The organism is Planomicrobium soli (genome assembly GCF_003014655.1).
Classification (GTDB): Bacteria; Bacillota; Bacilli; order Bacillales_A; family Planococcaceae; genus Planococcus; species Planococcus soli_B.
The window spans coordinates 1-21,665 of record NZ_PYAT01000021.1 but is presented as its reverse complement, the minus strand read 5'-3'; the positions used below and the strand labels follow the sequence as shown (position 1 = coordinate 21,665).

18 protein-coding genes and 1 pseudogene are annotated in these 21,665 nt (G+C 44.8%); 18 read left to right on the top strand and 1 reads right to left on the bottom strand.

The window, feature by feature from the left end:
• Positions 1–12: 12 nt before the first annotated feature.
• The 17 genes and pseudogenes from pcrA to B0H99_RS16580 all read left to right on the top strand — a co-directional run bounded on the left by pcrA (position 13) and on the right by B0H99_RS16580 (position 19,021).
• The gene (gene pcrA, locus B0H99_RS16650) at positions 13–2,226 is read left to right on the top strand and encodes a DNA helicase PcrA (protein ID WP_106534816.1); all 2,214 of its coding nucleotides are present in this window, start codon (positions 13–15) and stop codon (positions 2,224–2,226) included.
• 15 nt (positions 2,227–2,241) lie between these two features.
• Positions 2,242–4,248 (top strand): NAD-dependent DNA ligase LigA, encoded by a 2,007-nt coding sequence (ligA, locus tag B0H99_RS16645; RefSeq protein ID WP_106534815.1) that lies wholly within the window; start codon positions 2,242–2,244, stop codon positions 4,246–4,248.
• Positions 4,249–4,260: 12 nt separating this feature from the next.
• Positions 4,261–5,388: a CamS family sex pheromone protein gene (locus B0H99_RS16640; RefSeq protein ID WP_106534814.1), complete on the top strand. Its 1,128-nt coding sequence runs from the start codon at positions 4,261–4,263 to the stop codon at positions 5,386–5,388.
• 225 nt (positions 5,389–5,613) lie between these two features.
• Positions 5,614–5,904: an Asp-tRNA(Asn)/Glu-tRNA(Gln) amidotransferase subunit GatC gene (gene gatC, locus B0H99_RS16635; RefSeq protein WP_106534813.1), complete on the top strand. Its 291-nt coding sequence runs from the start codon at positions 5,614–5,616 to the stop codon at positions 5,902–5,904.
• A 48-nt stretch (positions 5,905–5,952) separates the two neighbouring features.
• Positions 5,953–7,392: an Asp-tRNA(Asn)/Glu-tRNA(Gln) amidotransferase subunit GatA gene (gene gatA / locus B0H99_RS16630; protein WP_425440394.1), complete on the top strand. Its 1,440-nt coding sequence runs from the start codon at positions 5,953–5,955 to the stop codon at positions 7,390–7,392.
• On the top strand, positions 7,389–8,819 hold the full coding sequence (gene gatB / locus B0H99_RS16625; protein ID WP_106534811.1) for an Asp-tRNA(Asn)/Glu-tRNA(Gln) amidotransferase subunit GatB: 1,431 nt from the start codon (positions 7,389–7,391) through the stop codon (positions 8,817–8,819). The genes gatA and gatB overlap by 4 nt, the downstream gene beginning before the upstream one ends.
• Positions 8,820–9,073: 254 nt before the next feature.
• Positions 9,074–9,634, top strand: a complete 561-nt coding sequence (locus B0H99_RS16620; protein WP_106534810.1) for a thioredoxin family protein — start codon at positions 9,074–9,076, stop codon at positions 9,632–9,634.
• Positions 9,635–9,749: 115 nt separating this feature from the next.
• The gene (locus tag B0H99_RS16615) at positions 9,750–10,664 is read left to right on the top strand and encodes a diacylglycerol kinase (protein WP_106534809.1); all 915 of its coding nucleotides are present in this window, start codon (positions 9,750–9,752) and stop codon (positions 10,662–10,664) included.
• Positions 10,665–11,060: 396 nt separating this feature from the next.
• Entirely contained in the window at positions 11,061–12,413 is a 1,353-nt protein-coding gene (locus B0H99_RS16610) for a cytochrome ubiquinol oxidase subunit I (RefSeq protein WP_106534808.1), read from the top strand.
• Positions 12,410–13,438 (top strand): cytochrome d ubiquinol oxidase subunit II, encoded by a 1,029-nt coding sequence (locus tag B0H99_RS16605; protein WP_106534807.1) that lies wholly within the window; start codon positions 12,410–12,412, stop codon positions 13,436–13,438. Before B0H99_RS16610 ends, B0H99_RS16605 begins: the two co-directional genes overlap by 4 nt.
• Positions 13,439–13,468: 30 nt before the next feature.
• Positions 13,469–13,579 carry a cytochrome bd oxidase small subunit CydS family protein gene (cydS, locus tag B0H99_RS18245; protein WP_425440393.1) on the top strand — a complete coding sequence of 37 codons (111 nt, stop codon included), beginning with the start codon at positions 13,469–13,471 and terminating at the stop codon, positions 13,577–13,579.
• A 258-nt stretch (positions 13,580–13,837) separates the two neighbouring features.
• Entirely contained in the window at positions 13,838–15,211 is a 1,374-nt protein-coding gene (gene rlmD, locus B0H99_RS16600) for a 23S rRNA (uracil(1939)-C(5))-methyltransferase RlmD (RefSeq protein WP_106534806.1), read from the top strand.
• Positions 15,212–15,305: 94 nt separating this feature from the next.
• Complete coding sequence (locus tag B0H99_RS16595) at positions 15,306–16,274, top strand: tRNA dihydrouridine synthase (RefSeq protein ID WP_106534805.1); 969 nt, start codon at positions 15,306–15,308, stop codon at positions 16,272–16,274.
• A gap of 149 nt (positions 16,275–16,423) precedes the next feature.
• A pseudogene (locus B0H99_RS18185) lies at positions 16,424–16,750 on the top strand (potassium channel family protein); the annotation flags it as partial.
• A 27-nt stretch (positions 16,751–16,777) separates the two neighbouring features.
• Positions 16,778–17,212 (top strand): NAD-binding protein, encoded by a 435-nt coding sequence (locus B0H99_RS18180; RefSeq protein WP_281258879.1) that lies wholly within the window; start codon positions 16,778–16,780, stop codon positions 17,210–17,212.
• 142 nt (positions 17,213–17,354) lie between these two features.
• Positions 17,355–17,507, top strand: a complete 153-nt coding sequence (locus B0H99_RS16585; RefSeq protein ID WP_245894557.1) for a Fur-regulated basic protein FbpA — start codon at positions 17,355–17,357, stop codon at positions 17,505–17,507.
• A 62-nt stretch (positions 17,508–17,569) separates the two neighbouring features.
• Positions 17,570–19,021 (top strand): amidase family protein, encoded by a 1,452-nt coding sequence (locus tag B0H99_RS16580; protein ID WP_106534803.1) that lies wholly within the window; start codon positions 17,570–17,572, stop codon positions 19,019–19,021.
• A gap of 33 nt (positions 19,022–19,054) precedes the next feature.
• On the opposite strand, the gene B0H99_RS16575 is transcribed toward B0H99_RS16580, so the two are convergent.
• Positions 19,055–19,915: a TetR/AcrR family transcriptional regulator gene (locus B0H99_RS16575; RefSeq protein ID WP_106534802.1), complete on the bottom strand. Its 861-nt coding sequence runs from the start codon at positions 19,913–19,915 to the stop codon at positions 19,055–19,057.
• 163 nt (positions 19,916–20,078) lie between these two features.
• Here B0H99_RS16575 and B0H99_RS16570 point away from each other — a divergent pair, with 163 nt between their 5' ends.
• On the top strand, positions 20,079–21,548 hold the full coding sequence (locus tag B0H99_RS16570; protein WP_106534801.1) for an MDR family MFS transporter: 1,470 nt from the start codon (positions 20,079–20,081) through the stop codon (positions 21,546–21,548).
• Positions 21,549–21,665: the final 117 nt, after the last annotated feature.

The following is a 21,665-nucleotide window of genomic DNA, read 5'->3' as shown; positions in this document are numbered from 1 at the left end:
AGGTGGTGCACAATGGAAATTATTACGAAAAATTTACTTAAAGGGATGAACCCGGAACAAGAACAGGCTGTTAAAACGACCGAAGGCCCGTTATTGATCATGGCCGGTGCAGGTTCCGGGAAGACCCGGGTGCTGACGCATCGCATCGCTTACCTGGTACTTGAAAAACAAGTTTATCCATCCAATATATTGGCAATTACATTTACGAACAAAGCGGCACGGGAAATGCGCAACCGGATTGACGGCCTGCTTGGGCACGGTACGGGCGAGCGCATGTGGGTATCAACGTTCCACTCGATGTGCGTCCGTATTTTACGCCGTGATATCGACCGCATGGGCTTTTCAAAAAACTTTTCAATTCTGGATACAAGCGACCAATTGACGGTTATTAAAGGCGTGCTAAAAGAGAAAAACCTGGATCCGAAAAAATATGAACCGCGCACAATGCTGAACGCCATTTCATCGGCAAAAAACGAATGCATCGATGCGGCCCAATTTGCAGCAGACATGAATCAGCACAATCCATATGAAAAAACGGTTTCGGATGTTTATTCCGCTTATGAAAAGCGTCTGCAAAAAAACCAGTCGCTTGATTTTGATGATTTGATCATGACGACATTAAATTTGTTCAACAAAGTGCCGGAAGTCTTGGAATTCTACCAAAACAAATTCCACTATATCCATGTGGATGAGTATCAGGATACGAACAACGCGCAGTATCAGCTTGTCCAAAAGCTTGCAAGCAAGTTCAAGAACATTTGCGTAGTAGGGGACTCGGACCAGTCGATTTACCGTTGGCGCGGAGCCGATATTACGAATATCCTATCATTCGAAAAAGATTATCCGAACGCTAAAGTGATCATGCTCGAGCAGAATTACCGCTCCACAAAACGGATTTTGCAAGCCGCTAATGATGTGATCAAGAAAAATACCAGCCGTTATCCGAAAGAGCTGCGGACGGACAATGCGGAAGGCCCAGCCATCATACTGCATAAAGCAGGCGATGAGCGCCAGGAAGCACAATATGTCGTCCAGACGATTCAAAAATTGATGGATAAGGAAGGCTACAAAACATCCGATTTTGCAATTTTGTACCGAACCAATGCCCAGTCTCGGATCATGGAGGAAATGTTCGTCAAGTCGAATATGAATTACACTATTGTCGGCGGCACCAAGTTCTATGACCGCAAAGAAATCAAGGATTTGTTGGCGTATTTGCGTTTAATCGCAAATAATGACGACGATCTTTCCTTGTCGCGTGTTATTAATGAACCAAAGCGGGGCATTGGTGCCACTTCGTTCGAACGGATGGCGCGTTTTGCAATCGAACAGGACCGGACGATCATGGACGCTTTGCAGGAAGTCGACTTTATGGGCTTATCGCCGAAGACAGCACAGACAGTGATGGAATTCCGCTCGATGATTGACGGCTTTACGCAGATGCAGGAATACTTGTCGGTAACGGAATTGGTTGAAGAGGTATTGAAAAAGTCCGGTTACCGCCAAATGCTGCAAGCTGACAGAACAATCGAAGGCGAAAGCCGTTTGGAGAATATTGAAGAGTTTTTGACTGTGACAAAAGCATTTGAAAAACAAAGTGACGATAAATCGCTCGTGGCGTTCTTGACAGATTTGGCATTGATTTCCGATATCGATTCCTTGGACGACGAAGAAGAAACAGACGGACCGATTATCTTGATGACCATGCATGCGGCAAAAGGGTTGGAGTTTCCGGTAGTGTTCATCATCGGACTTGAAGAAAACGTCTTTCCGCATTCCCGCTCCAATAACGATGAAGAAGAAATGGAAGAAGAACGCCGCCTTGCATATGTAGGAATTACCCGTGCTGAAAAGCGCCTGTATTTAACACATGCTTCATCGCGGACCTTGTTCGGCAAGAGCAGCTACAATATGCCATCCCGCTTTATCGGTGAAATATCAGAGGACTTGATTGAACCGACTTTTGCAAATCATCGGGCCGGCGCCGCAACAAGCTATAAACAAGCACCAAAGCGCGCAGCTGTCTCACGTCCGGCTTATCAGACATCAGGCGGCGACAAATTGGGCTGGCAGCCAGGAGACCGTGCAGCTCATAAGAAATGGGGCACAGGTACCGTGGTCAGCGTCAAAGGAGAAGGCGAACAAACGGAACTTGATATTGCTTTCCCTAGCCCAGTTGGCATTAAAAGGCTATTGGCTAAATTTGCGCCGATTGTAAAACAATAAGCGGGAGGAAAGAAAATGGACCGTATAGAAGCAGAACAACGGGTAATTGAATTAAACGATCAGCTCCGGGGCTATGGCCACGCCTACTATGTGCTGGATAAACCGGCGGTGCCGGATGCTGTATACGATCAATTGATGAACGAATTGATCGGCTTGGAGACCATGTATCCAGATTTGATTTTTCCGGATTCTCCGACTCAGCGGGTAGGTGGAACGCCGCTCTCCAATTTTGACAAAGTCACGCATGACCAGCCGATGCTCAGTTTGTCCAACGCGTTCAACGAAGAAGACATCCGTGATTTTGACCGGCGTGTTCGAAGCGCTGCCGGAGACGAAGTGGAGTATGTATGTGAACTGAAAATCGACGGCTTAGCTGTATCGCTTACATATGAGGACGGCAAGTTTGTACGGGGCGCTACACGCGGCGATGGGCGAATTGGTGAAGACATCACTGTCAATTTGCGCACGGTGCGAACAATTCCGTTGAAATTGAAAAAACCGGTTGCCATCGAAGTGCGTGGGGAAGTGTTCATGCCGAAAAAATCGTTCCTCCAGCTAAACGAAGAGCGGGCCGAAAAGGGCGAAGAATTATTCGCCAATCCGCGGAATGCGGCTGCAGGTTCGCTTCGCCAATTGGATTCGAAAATAACCGCCAGCCGCAATTTGGATGTTTTCATTTATGGAATCGGCGGTGACGGCGAGGCATATGGTTTAAGAGAACATGAAGAAACGCTTCAATATGTGGCGGATCTCGGGTTCAAGACGAGTAATGAACGCCAAGTTTGCCACAGTGTCGAAGAAGTGCTTGCTTTTATCGAAAAGTGGACGGAAATCCGCTCGGAATTGTCTTATGAAATTGACGGTATCGTTATTAAAGTAAATCGCTATCTTCAACAGCAGGAGCTTGGGTTCACAGCCAAGAGCCCAAAATGGGCAACTGCGTATAAATTTCCGGCTGAAGAAGTGTTGAGCACGTTGCGGGACATTGAGCTTAGTGTCGGACGGACCGGCGCTGTTACACCGACCGCAATTTTGGATCCAGTGCTTGTAGCGGGATCGACTGTGCAACGGGCATCGCTTCATAACGAAGACTTGATCCGAGAAAAGGATATCCGCATCGGCGACCAAGTGATTGTCCGAAAAGCCGGTGATGTTATTCCGGAAATCGTGGCTTCATTGAAAGAACTCCGGAGCGGAGAAGAAGTGCCTTTTGAAATGCCTGAAAACTGCCCGGCATGCGATGCCGAACTTGTGCGGATCGAGGGAGAGGTGGCCTTGCGCTGCGTCAATCCAAAGTGCCCGGCACAAATTACAGAAGGGCTCATCCATTTTGTGTCGCGCAATGCCATGAACATTGAAGGTTTAGGCGTTAAGGTTATCGAGCAGTTGTACCGCGAAGGGCTTATTGCCGATATATCCGATATTTATAGATTGACAAAGGAACAATTATTGAATTTAGAGCGCATGGGTGAAAAATCAGCTTCAAACCTGCTTGCTGCCATAGACGCTTCACGCTCTAATTCCATGGAGCGGTTATTGTTCGGACTTGGAATCCGCCATGTAGGAGAAAAAGGGGCGCGCATTCTGTCTGAGCATTTCGGGTCAATTGAAAAACTGATGGAAGCCTCTGTAGAAGAATTGACTGACATTCATGAAATTGGCGATAAAATGGCGGATTCGGTTGTGACGTATTTTTCAACTGAAGAAGTTCGCGCGTTGATGGAACGTTTGGCTTCAGCAAACGTCAACTTAACGTATACCGGAAAACGCGTCCGCGTAGAAGCCGGAACCAATGCTTTTGCAGGCAAGAAAATAGTGCTGACAGGCAAGCTGGAAAAGATGACACGAAACGAAGCCGGTGCTAAGATTGAAGCGCTCGGCGGTCAGCTCTCGGGCAGTGTCAGCAAAAAAACGGATTTATTGATTGCAGGCGAAGAAGCAGGTTCGAAATTAGCGAAAGCGATGGAATTGAAAGTGGACGTTTGGGACGAAGAACGTCTCATCGAGGAATTGAACAAATAAGGAGATTTTTACATGAAACGCATATGGTGGATCCCGATAAGCATGCTGCTGCTCACGGGATGTGTTCCTTCCGTAAACGATAAAACGGAAGTTCTTAATACGGAAGAAGAAGTGGAAACAGCTATTATTCCAAGCATGCAACTGGACGCCCAGTATTATCGGACACTGCTGCCTTATAAGCAAAGTGCGACTCGCGGGAAAATCATTGGCCGCTTGCATTCGCGCTACGATATAGAAGAAGCGGAAAATGGACTGCTGCGCTTGTCTCAAAATCAATTTTCGCCGGACGATTATTATTTCCAAGAAGGCCAGAAAATTACGGACGAAGATGCAGCCGCTTGGCTTGGGCGAGCCAGCAAAGACAATCCGGCTGGCTTGAATAAGGAAGATAAGCGTACGGACCAGCAGAAAAAAGCTGGAGACAGACCTCCAGCGGAAATTTTAGCTCATATTGTTGAACAAAATTATTTGGTGAAAACCAACGAAAACACAATCAGGCTTGGTGGAGTATCGGTTGGATTGGCTTTGAATTCGGTATATTACAGTTCTGCAGACGGACTTTCTTATGAAGAGTCTATCCCGCAAGATCAAATGGAACAAGAGGGAAAGCGGCTGGCCAACGAAATCGTTAAGCGTCTCCGTGAAAAAGAAGGCATGGCCAACATACCGATTACGGTAGGGCTTTTCCAACAAAGCGCCCGCAATGCGATTGCCCCTTCGACTTACTTTGCTTACGGAGTGGCTCCTAAAGGAAACACGGAAGTAGCCGATTGGAAAGCGATCAACGAAGAATATGTCGTATTCCCAACTTCGGGTACGCAAGAAAAATACCGGGAAGTCGATACAGCCTTCCTGAATTTCAAACAAGACGTAGAAAAGTATTTCTCGAATTTTACAAGCGTCATCGGAACCGGTTTTTACCAAGATGACCAATTGCGGGAGATGCAAATCGATATTCCGATCCAATTTTATGGAGCAGCAGAAATTATCGGTTTTACGCAATATTTGACCGGTTTGGTCATGGAACATTTCCCTGAAAATGTTCAGGTCGAAGTGAGTGTGACTTCGTCAAAAGGTCCTGAAGCTCTGGTCATCCGAAAAGTAAATCAAACAGAACCAATTGTCCATATTTATGATTAAAGTGCGATGAAAAAGGGATAGCCTGCGGGCTGTCCCTATTCATTTGGTTTGTCTAGACTCCAGCGCCCAGATTCTCGGGGTCATAAGCCAATCTGGCTGTGCGGCTGAACACACGCCGCTTCGCCAAATTGTCTTATGCCTGTCGAATCTGCCCGGGCGCTTCCGCTTTTCTTAGAAAAATGATATGATATAACTTATGTTTACTGAATCCGGAGGTGTAGAAGAATGGCGAAAATGACGAAAGAAGAAGTAATCGAAGTCGCGCATTTAGCGAGATTGGCAATTACTGATGAAGAAGCTGTACATTTTGCAGATCAATTGGAAGCAATTACAAACGCAATGGAATTGCTGAACGAATTAGATACTGAAAATGTAGAGCCGACCACGCACGTATTGGAAATGGTTAATGTTTTGCGTGAAGATAAATCCGTACCAGGACTGGATCGGGAGTTAGTATTGAAAAACGTTAAAGAACATGAAGCGGGACAAGTTAAAGTTCCTACAATTTTAGAGTAAGCGGGAGGAGGCCAACAAATGACATTCGCAGATAAAACAGCTGCACAAATGCAGGAATTGATACATACGGAAAAAACGACAATTGCCGAAGTGACAAAACAGGCGTTTGACCGGATCGAAGCGCTTGAACCAAAAGTAGACGCATTCCTGGCAATGAACAAAGAGCAAGCTATGCAACAAGCGGAAGAAATGGACAAAGTGCCATTGGCGGAACGCGGGCCGTTGTTTGGGTTGCCGATCGGCGTTAAAGACAATATCGTTACAGAAGGCCTTGAGACAACAGCTTCAAGCCGTATTTTGGAAGGGTTCAATCCGATTTATAACGCGACAGTGGTCGAAAAATTAAAAGCCGCTGGCATGATCACGGTCGGAAAATTGAACATGGATGAATTTGCGATGGGTTCTTCGAATGAAAACTCATACTACAAAAAAACAAAAAACCCTTGGAATTTGGAAACAGTTCCTGGCGGTTCTTCCGGCGGTTCAGCAGCAGCAGTGGCTGCAGGCGAAGTGCCTTTCACTTTGGGTTCGGATACAGGCGGTTCAATCCGTCAGCCTGCATCTTTTTGTGGCGTAGTGGGCATGAAGCCGACGTACGGGCGTGTTTCCCGTTTCGGATTGATCGCATTTGCTTCGTCGCTTGATCAAATCGGACCGGTTACAAGAACCGTAAAAGATAATGCACTTTTGCTCCAAGCAATTTCAGGTCATGATGAGCGCGATTCAACTTCTGCTGATATCGAAGTGCCGAACTTTGCCGAAGCATTGACTGGCGACATTCAAGGACTGCGCATCGGTGTACCGAAAGAGTATTTTGCTGAAGGCGTCAGTGAAGCGGCGAAACAAGCAGTACGCGATGCACTTCAAGTGCTCGAAGAAAAAGGCGCAACGTGGGAAGAAATTTCGCTTCCTCATTCTAAATACGCACTGGCTACTTATTACTTGTTGGCGTCATCTGAAGCATCTTCAAACCTTTCCCGTTTCGACGGAATCCGTTACGGCTACCGCACGCAAAAAGCGGGCAACTTATTAGAATTTTATATGAATACGCGCTCTGAAGGATTTGGCGATGAAGTAAAACGCCGTATCATGCTTGGAACATACGCGTTGAGTTCTGGCTATTACGAAGCCTATTATAAAAAAGCGCAAAAAGTCCGTACACTGATCAAACAGGATTTCGACAAAGCTTTTGAAAACTATGACGTCATTATCGGGCCGACAACTCCAACTCCGGCATTCAAGATCGGTGAAATCATCGACGATCCGTTGACGATGTATGCAAACGATATTTTAACCATTCCGGTCAATCTGGCAGGCGTACCGGCAATCTCGGTTCCATGCGGATTTGAAAATGGCTTGCCGCTTGGCTTGCAGATCATCGGAAAATACTTCGACGAAGAAACGGTTTACCGTGTTGCAGATGTATTTGAACAAGCGACGGATTTCCATAAAAAAACTCCTCAAACATGGGAGGGAGCAGCACAATGAACTTTGAAACAATTATCGGACTCGAAGTCCACGTCGAATTAAAGACGGAATCGAAAATGTTTTCGCCTGCACCGGCGCATTTCGGAGCAGAACCGAACACCAATACAAACGTCATCGACCTTGGTTACCCAGGCGTTTTGCCGGTCGTGAACAAGCGTGCAGTAGATTGGGCGATGAAAGCGGCGCTTGCACTGAACTGCGAAATCAACCGGCACACCAAGTTCGACCGCAAAAACTATTTCTATCCAGATAATCCGAAAGCTTATCAGATTTCTCAATTCGATGAGCCGATCGGCGAACACGGCTGGGTGGAAATTGAAGTGCATGGCAAGAAAAAACGCATCGGCATTACGCGTCTTCATATGGAAGAAGATGCGGGTAAACTGACGCATACAGGAAACGGCCATTCGTTAGTTGACTTCAACCGCCAAGGAACACCGCTTATTGAAATCGTTTCAGAGCCGGATATCCGCACTGCAGACGAGGCTTATGCTTATCTTGAAAAAATCAAAGCAATCATTCAGTATACTGGCGTATCCGATGTGCGTATGGAAGAAGGCTCATTGCGCTGTGATGCGAACATTTCCCTTCGCCCGTATGGCCAGGAACAATTCGGTACAAAAACAGAATTGAAGAACTTGAATTCATTCAACTTTGTCCGCAAAGGCATCGAGCATGAAGAAGTTCGCCAAGAACAAGTTTTGCTGTCAGGCGGAGTAATCGAGCAAGAAACACGCCGCTATGATGAGTCTACAGGTAAAACTTTATTGATGCGCGTAAAAGAGGGGTCTGATGATTACCGCTATTTCCCAGAGCCGGATTTGGTGGATATTATCATTGACGACGCTTGGCTGGAGCGGGTGCGCGCGGAAATTCCGGAACTTCCGGATGCACGCAAAGTGCGCTATGTTTCAGAACTTGGCTTGTCTTCATACGACGCCATGGTATTGACATTAGCGAAGCCGATTTCAGATTTCTTTGAAGCGACTGTGGCTGAAGGAGCGGACGCTAAATTGGCATCCAACTGGTTGATGGGGGAAGTATCTGCTTATTTAAATGCTGAACAAAAAGAATTAAGCGAGACAAAACTTGAACCGGCTGGCCTAGCAGGTATGATCAAACTGATTTCGGATGGCACGATTTCTTCGAAAATCGCCAAGAAAGTTTTCAAGGAATTGATTGAAAAAGGCGGAGACGCAAACAACATTGTTAAAGCGAAGGGCCTTGTCCAAATTTCAGACGAAGGCACGCTACGTGAATATGTTACAGCTGCGCTCGACAATAACCCGCAGTCAATTGAAGACTTTAAAAACGGCAAGGACCGCGCAATCGGTTTCTTGGTCGGCCAAATCATGAAACAGACAAAGGGGCAGGCAAATCCGCCGTTGCTTAATAAAATCTTGCTTGAAGAAATTGCAAAGCGCTAATTGTACAGTGTCAGCGATAAAGAAAAGATGGTCCGATGAGTCGGACCATCTTTTTTAACTTGTTAGCATGGTTTGATATGCATGTAGAGAGTCCCTGTATTTCTGATAGAGGCAACAGGAAGAAAAATCATATACCTATCTGTAGTTTTCTGCAGCCTACAGCCAATTGGATCAGTCGACCCTTTTCTTCAAAGTGTATAATTTGAAGCTTTTATCCTGTACAAGTAAACTAAAGGAAAAGGAGATGTGATACTATGCCAATTGAACAGCAGTATTTTGAAGATGCCATCGCAATTGAGAACTATATGGCTCAAATGGAATCCAATCAAAAAACAAGTTATTCCATCTATGAAAAATTTGAATTGCCGGAGGATCCGGAATTCATTGATTTGCTAAAAGAAAAGCAGCCAAAAGTGTTAGTTATTACCGAAGATTGGTGCGGAGATGCAATGATGAACAACGCCATTCTCCGCAGAATCGCTGAAGCGGCCAATCTTGAGGTGCGATGTGTTTATCGGGATCAAAATCCTGAATTGATGGATCAATATTTAACAAATGGCGGCCGTTCGATCCCAAAATACATCTTCCTTTCACAAGAAGGGGAAGTGCTGGGGCACTGGGGCCCTCGTGCTCCAAAAATCCAGGAATTTGTTATGGAAAAAAGAGCAACATTGCCTGAAAAAGATGATCCGCGTTATGCCATCAATCATGAAACAATGATTGGGGAAATTTCAGATGCTTTTACATGGAATACAGAGTTTTGGCAAGCGGTCTACGAGGATCTTCGCAAAACTTTTGTTGAAGCGTTAAGTTAAAACAGTGGAGTAGAAGCGGAAAACCGGCCGGCCAGTTGTCGGCTTTTTTCTTGGGAACTTTTTATGGTTCTTTTCTGTCTTATTTCTATAGAACGATCAGAAAGGCTGAATTCGTATGAAACGTGCACGAATTATATACAATCCTACTTCCGGCCGCGAATTGTTTCGCAAACATTTACCGGAAGTCTTAGAAAAGATGGAGCAAGCGGGATATGAAACGTCATGCCACGCAACAACAGGTGAAGGAGACGCTGTATCAGCTGCAAGAATAGCGGTAGAGCGAAACTTCGATCTGGTTATAGCAGTCGGCGGCGATGGAACATTGAACGAAGTAGTTTCCGGCATTTCCCAATTTGAAAAACGTCCGAAAATTGGTTTGATTCCTATGGGAACAACAAATGATTTTGCACGCGCTGTCCACATTCCCCGGGATATTAACAAAGCCGTCGACATTATTTTAGAGGGCGAGTCGATTCCTGTAGATGTTGGACTGATGGATAATGACCGTTATTTTATCAATATTGCCGGAGGCGGCCGATTAACGGAATTAACCTACGAAGTACCGAGCAAATTAAAGACGGTGCTTGGGCAGTTGGCTTATTATTTGAAAGGGATTGAAATGCTTCCTTCGATTCGTTCCTCAAAAGTGCGAATCGAATATGACGGAAATGTATTTGAAGATCAAGCTATGATGTTCTTGATCGGCTTAACAAATTCGGTCGGCGGTTTTGAGAAACTGGCTCCAGACGCCAGCATCAATGACGGCAAGTTTACATTGATGATTTTAAAAGAAGTCAACATGCCTGAGTTTATCCGCCTGGCTTCCCTTGCACTGCGTGGGGAGCATTTATCAGACCCGCATGTGATTTATACGAAAGCAAGCAAAATCACTGTTACTTCTGAAGAAACGGTTCTACTGAATTTGGATGGTGAGTACGGTGGCATTTTGCCTGCTACATTTGAAAATCTTTGCCAACATATTGAAGTTTTAGTGCCGCTGTCTTCAATCGGTGAGAAAGACAGAAAATAGTTTTTGAATGAAGAAATAAAAAACAGGCATTCGAAAAGAGATTCTTCTAGGCGAACAGTTAAGGGACCGAATCCATATAGGATTTGGTCTTTTTTGTTTTGAAAATAATTAAATTGGTAATGCTTTTTCTTGGGTTCTTTCTGATAAAGAAGATGGAATTCTTAGTATAAAAAAATTTGAAATTGACCATGAACCTGATAGCAAGTTCTTTATTTTGTCTATAAAATGAGCTTTTCCCAGTGAAATTGTTTCGGTCAAATGTCACATGTTATTCAAAGATAGCGGAAAAATATAAGCTTTGTGGACCTTTGCAGAAGTTTCGGGAACTAGGGATGAGGTACAATAAGGGTAGTAAAAGGATGAGTTTGATAATAGGTTTTGAAAGGGGACAAACAAATGGGATTCGAAGATACAGCCCTTCTTAGTCGTATTTTGACTATGATGACGCTATCGTTCCATATACTTTATGCAACAATTGGCGTAGGGGTTCCACTTATGATCATGATTGCCCAATGGGTAGGGATCAAGAAAAAAGATGATCATTATATATTGATGGCGCGTCGCTGGGCGAGAGGATTTGTCATCACGGTGGCTGTAGGGGTTGTAACCGGGACAATTATCGGCTTGCAATTATCGCTCTTATGGCCTAATTTCATGCAAGTGGCAGGAAATGTTATTGCCTTGCCGTTATTCTTGGAAACTTTCGCCTTTTTCTTTGAAGCGATTTTCCTCGGTATTTACTTATACACATGGGATCGGTTCGAAGATCAGCGCAAGCATTTGCTTCTGCTGATTCCAGTAGCCTTAGGTGCAGCGGCATCCTCAGTCTTTATCACAATTGTTAATGCGTTTATGAATGCGCCGCAAGGGTTTGAAATGTTAAATGGCCAACTGGTCAATGTTCAGCCGCTACTCGCGATATTCAATCCAGCGATGCCAACGAAAGTTGCACATGTTGTAGCGACGGCTTTCATGACTTGCGCATTTTTACTGGCATCAATTGCCGCATTGCGTATTCTTAGCGGATCAACGCATGTCTACCATAAAAAAGCTTTGTATTTAATGATGAAATTGGGCTTAGTGTTTTCCATCGCTACAGCATTGATCGGCGATTTATCAGGGAAATATTTGGCTGAATACCAGCCTGAGAAATTGGCTGCAGCAGAGTGGCATTTTGAGACGGAAGCTAATGCCGGATTGGTTATGTTTGGGGTTCTTGACGGGGAAGAAGTCAAGTATGCCATTAAGGTTCCATATGCGCTAAGTATTTTGGCGCACGGAGTTCCAGGTGAAGAAGTGACTGGAATCAACGAATTAAGAGAAAACGAAGTTCCAATTCCTCCTCTTTGGATCCATTATCTGTTTGACACAATGGTTACCATTGGCATGAGTTTGGCAGCCTTATCATTTATCTATGTAGTAGCTGCATGGCGTGGCTGGAAATTCATTCAGGCGAAGTGGTTCAGATTGCTGGTGTTATTAGGCGGTCCTCTTGCGTTAGTGGCAATTGAAGCCGGCTGGTGGTTTACGGAAGTCGGACGGCAGCCATGGATCTTACGCAACTTCATGACAACGCAAGAAGCGGCCACAACAAGCGGCAATGTCGACTTGATGATCATTTTGTTTGGCGGACTGTACATTATATTGGGAATCGGGACAATTGTCGTCTTAACCCGCATGTACCGACGCAACCCGGTTGAGCAGGAGTTGGCTCAGCGAGAAGTCGAAAAAGGCGGTGAACAAGAATGACACTCGAAATTCTAGGAATAGCGGTTCTTTGGTTATTCTTGTTCTTTTACGTTATTGTAGGATCAATCGATTTTGGCGCCGGGTTTTTCAATGCCTATAGTGCGTTCACCAACAAACAACACATTTTAACGAATATTATTCAGCGTTACTTATCGCCTGTCTGGGAAGTCACGAACGTTTTCTTCGTGTTCTTCTTTGTCGGCATGATCGGCTTTTTCCCATTGACGGCGTATTATTATGGAACAACGCTTTTAGTGCCGGCAAGCCTTGCATTAATATTGTTGTCAATTCGCGGTTCTTATTACGCATTTGCGACTTACGGTGCGAAAATCAACCACCGTGGCTATATTTACATGTATGGCTTATCCGGGTTGCTATTGCCGGCATCTCTTTCACCGGTGCTTGCCATGTCTGAAGGCGGTTTTATCAATATGGTCAACGATTCACCGCAGCTTGATTATTGGGCGCTGTTTACCAGCCCGTTGACATGGAGCATCGTCGTATTGAGTTTGACCGCAGTACTATATATCTCCGCGGTATTCCTGACATGGTATGCCAATAAAGCAGGAGATGAAAAGGCGACAGATCTGATGCGCAAATACGCGCTTGTCTGGGCAGGGCCAGCAATCATTACGGCAACTGGCATTATCATCGAATTGCGGACACACAACGCTGAACATTTTGCGCGTATCATGGATTTATGGTGGCTGTTCGGAATATCGTCCCTGTTGTTCCTTGGTACGGTATTCTTGATCTGGAAGCGAAGAAAATACGGGTTGGCTTTCATCTTGTTGGTCGGCCAGTTCTTCACAGCTTTTTTCGCCTATGGAATATCCCATTATCCATATCTTCTGTATCCGCACTTGACGATTTACGATAGTTTCACGAATGAGACAATGGCCATTTCCTTGATCATCGCGTTTGTAGCAGGATTGGGCTTATTGCTTCCATCGCTTTATCTGCTGTTCCGTTTGTTCTTATTTGATAAAGATTACGTTAAAGGAAAATCGGATTATCACGCTTAATAGTGGGCGCCAAAGGAGGAAACAGCTATGCTGCAGGATTTCTTGATATTTTATGCACCATTTCTTGTGTTATTTGCATCCGTCGTTTTTGGATTCTGGTTTTCACTGAAAGATGGGCCAGCAACAAAAGATGAGAAATAAAAATAGGACTGCCCCAAAAGGTCATATAAATGACTTTTGGAGGCAGTCTTTTTGTCTGTTTTTAAAGAAGTTGTAACTCAGAAGGTAAAGGTTGTAACTCAGAAGAAAAAAGTCGTAACTCGTTGTTCAAAAGTCGTAACTCGTTGTTCAAAAGTCGGAACTTGGCACTCGGAAGTTACAGTTTATAACCCGAGCCTAAACAGCCACTTCTACATTTCTTTATGTTATAATACGAAAAGTTGAAATGGAGTGAACGCTTTGAAACCTGTACAGAAAAATGATCGCTTGCTCGTTCATGTGGAAGATTTGACGCATGACGGCGCGGGTGTTGCTAAAGTAGAGGGCTATCCGCTTTTCATCCACGGCGCGCTGCCGGGGGAAGATGTGGAAGTTCATGTTTTAAAAACCTTGAAATCCTATGGCTTTGCCAAAATGCTTGAAATTAAACACTCTTCACCGTTCCGCGTGACGGCTCCTTGTCCGGTCTTTGACACGTGCGGCGGCTGCCAGATCCAACACTTGTCTTACGAAGGCCAGATGACGTTTAAGCGCAAGCTGGTGCGTGACGCTATCACGCGTATCGGGAAATTGCCGGAAGTGCCGGTGCATCCGGTAAAAGGCATGGAAAATCCATGGCGCTACCGCAACAAATCCCAGATTCCGTTCGGCACTGATAATAATGGCCGCGTCGTCGCAGGCTTTTACCAAAACCGGTCACATGACATTGCCGATACCGACATCTGCATCATCCAGACACCGGAAGCAGATGCCATCATGGCTGCTTTGAAAAAGAACTTGCCGGCATTGGGCATTGAACCATACGAAGAGCAAACGCATCGCGGAATGCTGCGCCACGTTGTCGTCCGTAAAGGACGTGCAACAGGTGAAATCATGGTTGTCCTTGTTACTAAGAAAAAGAAATTCCCGCAAGCCCAAAAGGCGATTGAGCTGATTCGTACGCTTGTGCCGGAAGTGACGTCAATCGTCCAAAACGTCAACAGTGAAAAAACCAACGTCATTTTTGGAAATGAAACAGTGACGCTCTGGGGCAAAGACGTTATTGAAGACCGGATCGGCGATGTTCGCTTTGAAATTTCCGCCCGTTCTTTCTACCAAGTCAATCCGGAACAAACTGATGTCCTCTATGGCCAAGCGCTGGAATATGCGAAGCTGACTGGGGATGAAACGGTGATTGATGCTTATTGCGGCATCGGTACAATTTCCTTGTTTCTTGCTCAAAAAGCGAAATTTGTCATGGGTGTCGAAATCGTGCCGCAAGCAATCGAAGACGCGAAGCGCAATGCGGCGCTAAATGGCTTTGAAAATACTTTATTTGAAGCGGGACCGGCTGAGCAAGTCATTCCGCGCTGGTACAAAGAAGGCAAGACAGCGGACGTCCTGATGGTCGACCCCCCGCGTAAAGGCTGCGACGAGCAGCTTTTGCAGACGATTTTGAAACAGCGCCCGAAACGTGTTGTCTATGTATCATGCAACCCGGCAACATTAGCGCGTGATTTGCGGATACTCGAAGACGGGGGCTACCGTACACAAGAAGTGCAGCCCGTCGATATGTTCCCGCAGTCCACACATTGCGAAGCAGTGGCTTGGCTGGAATTAGCTGATAAAATTTAATACTTACTGAAACGGTAAAGCAGACAATTTGGAAGCATGAACAAGTGCTTCCTAAATCATCTGCTTTTGCTTGTGAGAAAGGGTTTGAATATAAATGAAAGAAAATTTTTGGCAAGAGTTGCCGAAGCCGTTTTTCGTGCTTGCACCGATGGAAGATGTGACGGACGTAGTATTTCGCCATGTTGTAAGTGAAGCAGGCCGACCTGATGTGTTTTTCACGGAGTTTACTAATACGGAAAGCTATTGCCATCCAGAAGGAATGAAAAGTGTGCGCGGCCGTTTGCTTTTTACTGAAGACGAACAGCCTATGGTTGCACATATTTGGGGCGATAAGCCGGAATTTTTCCGCCAGATGAGCATTGGGATGGCAGAGATAGGATTCAAGGGGATCGATATTAATATGGGCTGCCCAGTGCCGAATGTTGCATCTAGAGGCAAGGGGAGCGGCCTAATACTTCGGCCAGATGCTGCTGCAGAGATCATTCAAGCAGCAAAAGCGGGAGGGTTGCCGGTAAGCGTGAAAACGCGGCTGGGCTACTCGGAACTAGATGAGTGGAGAGACTGGCTGACGAATATATTCGAACAGGATATTGCCAACCTCTCCATCCATTTGCGGACGCGAAAAGAAATGAGCCAAGCAGATGCACATTGGGAACTGATTCCGGAAATAAAGGAATTGCGGGACCGCATCGCGCCAAATACGCTGCTGACAATCAATGGAGATATTCCTGACCGTGAAACTGGACTTGAACTTGCGGAAAAGTATGGTGTGGATGGCGTTATGATCGGACGCGGGATTTTCAAAAATCCATTTGCCTTTGAAAAAGAGCCGAGAGAACATAGCAGTAAGGAATTTCTTGGTCTTTTAAGATTGCATCTGGATCTCCATGACCAATATATAGAAGAATTGCCGCGCTCAATCAGTGGGCTTCATCGTTTTTTCAAAATCTATGTTAAGGGATTCCGCGGAGCAGGGGAATTGAGAAATCAATTGATGAACACTAAGTCGACAGATGAAGTACGTTCATTACTGAACAGTATTGAATTAGAACCTGTGGAGTGAAATATGCACAAGTAAGCAGCAAGTGAAAAAGAACCGGAGAATCGTTCATTGATTCTCTGGTTCTTTTTTTGTTGCCGTGAAAATTAATTAAGCAAACGCTTGCCTTCATTGTATACTAAAAGAAAAAGAAATTCTTTCCAGCTTTTAAGTACATAAAAAAAGGAGTGGAAATGGTGATTATCTTAAAGAAACTGTATTTTCAAGCCACCAACCTTTCTTGGCTGGTACTGACTTTCTGTACGTTGATTTTAATCATTCTCAGCACCTTCATGCTTCCACTGATTGAACCGGAAACGTTCACGAGTTATATGGATGCACTATGGTTTACGATGACGACTATGCTGACAGTTGGCTACGGTGATTTTTTTCCAACAACGTTAGGCGGAAGGCTTTTTACAATTATGTTCTTATACGTAGTCGGCATTGGATTGTTCGCTTCGTTTATTGGAAAAGCGGTAGACAGTTTATCATTATACAGACGGCAAAAGGAAAGAGGGGATTTGATGTACGAAGGGAAAAAGCACATTGTGATCATCGATTGGTCGCATAAAGCGGAAAATGCCATGAAAGAAATCCTAGAGAGAGATCAGAAAGTGGATATTGTAGTTATTGACACTATCGAAAAAGCAAAACAAGTAAATGAGCGTATCCACTTTATCCGAGGTGCGGCCACAGATCCTGACGTATTGAGAAAAGCCAATGTCCAGCATGCTAAAGCGGTGCTGATCTTTTCCGATGATAAAATTGAAGACCAAATGCTCACGGATGGAAAATCGCTGATGATTGCATGTGCAGTAGAACGTATTTCACCCGGTGTCCATACAACAGTGGAAATTGAACGGGAAGAACATATCCCGAATTTTTCACACATCAAAGTGGACAACTTCATCTTGTCTAACGCCACGATCGCCAAACTTGCAGTCGACTCGATTCTGTAAGTCTTAGCATATTCTTTTTGATGTTCTGAATGGTCATAAAGTTGTCGACATTTCTAATCCGATTTTCTCTTTTAGGTTTTATGAACTGGAAGAAAGGGGTAATAGATACGTAGAAACGTTGAACAAGGAGAGAAAGAACATCATGGAAGAATATATACCAGAATCAAAGTTTGAAGATAAGCGCAGCAACATCATCGAAGACCTTGTCGCACAAAACGTCTTTAAAATTGATGGCAGACAGTTATATGAATTGTCCTTATATGAATTAATGAAAACCTATACAGAAAAAATTTGAGCCGGTGTATTCCGGCTCTTTTCAATGGACAAATAGTCTAAACGATAAGAGGAGGGAGCCGCATGCATCAAAAAAAATTAGAGGAATACCGCCAAACGAAACTTGAAGAAATGACGATTGCTGATATGCAGCAAGAGCTTGCGGAAGGCCGGATTACATCAGAAGAGCTTGTCCTGATGTACCAGGAAAATATTTCGCTTCGTGACCAAAATACCAACGCCATATTGGAAATCAACCCGGACGCCCTGCAAATAGCGCAAGCGCTGGATTTCGAACGAAAATTAAAAGGGCCACGCTCAGCAATCCATGGCATCCCAGTATTGATAAAAGACAATATGGATACAGCCGATAAAATGCACACAAGCGCCGGATCCCGGGCGCTCAAAGACCACTACGCACTAAAAGATGCCCAAGTAGTGGATAAATTGCGGGAAGCGGGAGCGGTTATCCTAGGGAAAACCAACTTGACGGAATGGGCGAATTTCATGTCTGATAAAATGACCAACGGTTATAGCTCGAGAGGCGGCCAAACGAAAAATCCTTATGGCGCTTTTGATGTTGGCGGATCCAGTTCCGGTTCCGCTGCAGCAGTCGCGTCAAACTTGGCGGCCGCTGCACTTGGTACGGAAACCTCGGGTTCCATCATTAACCCGGCAGTCCAGAATAGTTTAGTCGGCATCAAACCGACAGTCGGCTTGATTGGACGCACAGGAATAATTCCACTTTCCCATACGCAAGATGTTCCGGGAACACTTGCCCGCACAGTAGAAGATGCAGTGGCGGTATTTGCAACGCTGATAGCTATTGACCCGGAAGATGCCATCACCAGTTTTGCTGAACCGTATGAAAAATACGATTGGTCCATCCACTTTAAAAAAAATGGATTGGAAGGAGTAAAGCTCGGGGTACCGAGAGGTCTCTTTGAAGACAGCATTTCCAACGAGCAGCGTACTTTGTTTGACAAGGCTCTTGAGCAATTGCAGGAATGCGGCGCAGAAATCATCGATAATGTCGACCTTGGAGCTGATCAAGGAGACTTGGGGTTCGCTGTGCTGCTGCACGAATTCAAGGCCAATCTCAATGCCTATTTGGGGAAATCCAATCCTTTGAATCCCATCCGTTCATTAGAGGATGTGATTGCTTTTAATAATAAGCATTCGCAAGAAATGTTGCACTATGGCCAAAATTTGCTTGAACAAGCGGACTTGACGACCGGCAAACTGAACGAACGGAACTATATTGAAGCGCTTGAACGCAACCGTTTTCTAGCTGCGGAACAGGGGATAGCGGCAACTTTGAAAGAAGTGGGAGCGGATGCTCTGGTGTTGCCGCAAGATCACGGCTGCAACATCAATGCAGCGGCCGGTTTTCCGGCCATTGCCGTGCCTTATTGTTTATCGGAAACAAAAGAGCCTTTTGGCATCACATTTACCGCCCATGCTTTTAGCGAACCGCAACTGATTGAATATGCTTATGCGTTTGAGCAGGCCACTAAAGGCCGCGTAAAACCATAGAAAAAGGCAAAGCCGGATTTCGGCTTTGCCTTTTTATAATTTTTGAAGCTGTTTCCACGTTTGTTCAAGCAATATCACAAGTGTTTTTTCATGGGCGGGATAATTCGCTAAAGTTGCCAAGACACTTTCACATACCAATCTCCGAGGTTTGGGACGGGTCAGCTCTTCAGCTAAAAAGATAACGAGCTGTTTGGCATCCGCGTCTTCTTCATCCAACAAATCCGCTTGGCTTTTCAACTGAACGGCCAAGGCTGCTAGTGAAACTGCCTCAACTTGCGTGTCGGCAAAAAGCTGTTTCTTCTGGATAAATTGGTCCCCAGTCTCCATTTGCTCCGTGATAGTAGTATTCAATCGTCTGATGATAAAATCCGCCAATTTTTCGATTGGGAGCTCTTCTTCTGAACTAAGTCTCCAAAGATGGATCAATTGCTGAATCGATCCATGGATGATGCCGGCATTCTCCAGTGCATACGGTGTTGCCTTTTCGCCAAACAAATCAATAATCCGAGAAGAAATCCATTCGATTTCAGCTATATACGTTTGTCGCGAAAACAGTTTGAGTTCTTCGTCCTGAGAATAAAAAATGCTTTCGTATAACGTGAACAAATTTTTCTCCTGATTCAATTGGATGCGGATGCACAATTGTTCCGCTAATACTTCAGGATCATTCACTTTCTTGCCGACAGCTGCTGCCATCCGTTTTTGGCGGATTTCACTTCCAATAGACTCCATGATGGCAACCAAACATTCACTTTTTGAAGAAAAGTAATTATAGAAAGTGCCTTTAGAGACGCCGGCTTCGTCTAATATATCTTGAATAGAAGAAGAGATATAGCCTTTATTAATGAACAGCGAATAAGCTGCATTAATGATGTTCTGTTTTTTTAGATTCATTTTTTTCACCTTTATACTATCAGTCTAGTTCTATCTTAGCGTGAAATCCCTTTCAAATCAAACCGTTTAGACTGCCAGTATATTTTTATTGATTAAAATGAACAAGCGGTATAGAATAGTGCAATGAGGAAAAAACAGTTAGAAAATACGGAGGCATAATAGTATGACAGAACAGAAAAAACCGCCTTATGGCATAATCGCAATTCTCTTTACCGGGGCGTTCGTAACGATTTTCACCCAAACTTTATTAAACATAGCCTTACCTAGAATTATGGCTGATTTGGAGGTTTCGGCTTCAACAGTGCAGTGGCTGGTGACGGGCTATATGCTGGTGAACGGCATCTTGATACCGGCAAGCGCCTTTTTTATCCAGCGCTACTCAAACCGGTCAGTTTTCATCTTAGCGATGGCGCTTTTTTCACTGGGAACTTTGCTTGCAGGTGTAGCCCCAACTTTCAGCATCCTGCTTGCTGGCAGAATGATACAAGCTTCTGGTGCAGCTTTGATGATGCCATTGCTGATGAACGTTATTCTCGCGGCTTTTCCGGTTGAAAAGCGCGGCTCGGCGATGGGGATATTCGGTCTGGTAATGGTAGTGGCACCTGCAATCGGGCCAACACTTTCCGGTTATATCGTTGAGCATTATTCTTGGCGGGTCTTATTCTTTATCATCTTGCCAGTAGCGCTGATTTCACTTGCTCTTGGGATTTTCAAATTGAAAAATTTAACTGTCCAAAATAGAGATATATCACTGGATAAAGCCTCAATCGTTCTTTCGAGCATCGGTTTTGGCGGCATTTTGTACGGATTTAGTTCAGCGGGAACAATGGGCTGGGACGATCCGGCGGTATACGGAACCATTGCGGCGGGTGTCGTTTCACTTGTTATTTTCGTTTTCCGCCAATTAAGATTGGATGAACCATTGCTTGAAGTTCGGATCTATAAATATCCAATGTTCGCTTTGTCCTCGGTCATCTCCGTCGCATTGTCGATGTCCATGTTTTCAGCAATGATTTTAATGCCGATTTATGTTCAGACCATTAAAGGGATTTCGCCAGTTGAATCTGGGCTGCTTATGTTGCCAGGAGCCCTTGTGATGGGCTTTATGTCGCCAGTTACTGGCCGGCTCTTCGATAAATACGGGGCTAAAGTGCTGGCGGTACCTGGATTGGCTATTGTCGCATTTACGACGTATCTTTTCAGCCAACTTTCGCTTGAAACTTCATATTTAGAAATTATGGCCATATATACAGCGCGTATGTTTGGTATCTCAATGGTTATGATGCCTGTTATGACAAACGGACTGAATACGCTGCCGATAAAATCTTATCCACACGGAACAGCAATCAACAACACACTTCAGCAAGTGGCGGGAGCAATCGGTTCGGCATTCCTGATTACGCTTATGAATACGCGGGCAGAATCGACTGGCAAGGAATTGGCGGCAAGCGGAGCAGCTCCTGAAACCATCATGAATAATGCAATGCTTGACGGAATCAACTTTTCATTCTTTGTTTCCATGTTCATTGCGCTTGTTGCATTGGCGCTGGCTTTTTTCATCAAAAAACCGACACGTGAGGTTAAGGAAGCAGAAAAGGAAATTGTCTATCAACAAAAAGAAGTAACTGAATGAAAAAGAGGGCTGGCCTAAAGAGGAGGCCACTGAAAAACCCTTCCTTTAAATCAATGGGAGACTAAAAAAAGAGTTGGAAGGCAGGATTTCCTGTCTTCCGACTCTTTTTTTGCCCTT

Excerpts from the sequence above, each read along its gene's own strand:
- pcrA (WP_106534816.1), top strand. The coding sequence starts at position 13 with ATGGAAATTATTACGAAAAATTTACTTAAAGGGATGAACCCGGAACAA.
- ligA (WP_106534815.1), top strand. The coding sequence starts at position 2,242 with ATGGACCGTATAGAAGCAGAACAACGGGTAATTGAATTAAACGATCAG.
- B0H99_RS16640 (WP_106534814.1), top strand. The coding sequence starts at position 4,261 with ATGAAACGCATATGGTGGATCCCGATAAGCATGCTGCTGCTCACGGGA.
- gatC (WP_106534813.1), top strand. The coding sequence starts at position 5,614 with ATGGCGAAAATGACGAAAGAAGAAGTAATCGAAGTCGCGCATTTAGCG.
- gatA (WP_425440394.1), top strand. The coding sequence starts at position 5,953 with ATGCAGGAATTGATACATACGGAAAAAACGACAATTGCCGAAGTGACA.
- gatB (WP_106534811.1), top strand. The coding sequence starts at position 7,389 with ATGAACTTTGAAACAATTATCGGACTCGAAGTCCACGTCGAATTAAAG.
- B0H99_RS16620 (WP_106534810.1), top strand. The coding sequence starts at position 9,074 with ATGCCAATTGAACAGCAGTATTTTGAAGATGCCATCGCAATTGAGAAC.
- B0H99_RS16615 (WP_106534809.1), top strand. The coding sequence starts at position 9,750 with ATGAAACGTGCACGAATTATATACAATCCTACTTCCGGCCGCGAATTG.
- B0H99_RS16610 (WP_106534808.1), top strand. The coding sequence starts at position 11,061 with ATGGGATTCGAAGATACAGCCCTTCTTAGTCGTATTTTGACTATGATG.
- B0H99_RS16605 (WP_106534807.1), top strand. The coding sequence starts at position 12,410 with ATGACACTCGAAATTCTAGGAATAGCGGTTCTTTGGTTATTCTTGTTC.
- B0H99_RS16595 (WP_106534805.1), top strand. The coding sequence starts at position 15,306 with ATGAAAGAAAATTTTTGGCAAGAGTTGCCGAAGCCGTTTTTCGTGCTT.
- B0H99_RS18180 (WP_281258879.1), top strand. The coding sequence starts at position 16,778 with ATGTACGAAGGGAAAAAGCACATTGTGATCATCGATTGGTCGCATAAA.
- B0H99_RS16585 (WP_245894557.1), top strand. The coding sequence starts at position 17,355 with ATGGAAGAATATATACCAGAATCAAAGTTTGAAGATAAGCGCAGCAAC.
- B0H99_RS16580 (WP_106534803.1), top strand. The coding sequence starts at position 17,570 with ATGCATCAAAAAAAATTAGAGGAATACCGCCAAACGAAACTTGAAGAA.
- B0H99_RS16575 (WP_106534802.1), bottom strand. The coding sequence starts at position 19,915 with ATGAATCTAAAAAAACAGAACATCATTAATGCAGCTTATTCGCTGTTC.
- B0H99_RS16570 (WP_106534801.1), top strand. The coding sequence starts at position 20,079 with ATGACAGAACAGAAAAAACCGCCTTATGGCATAATCGCAATTCTCTTT.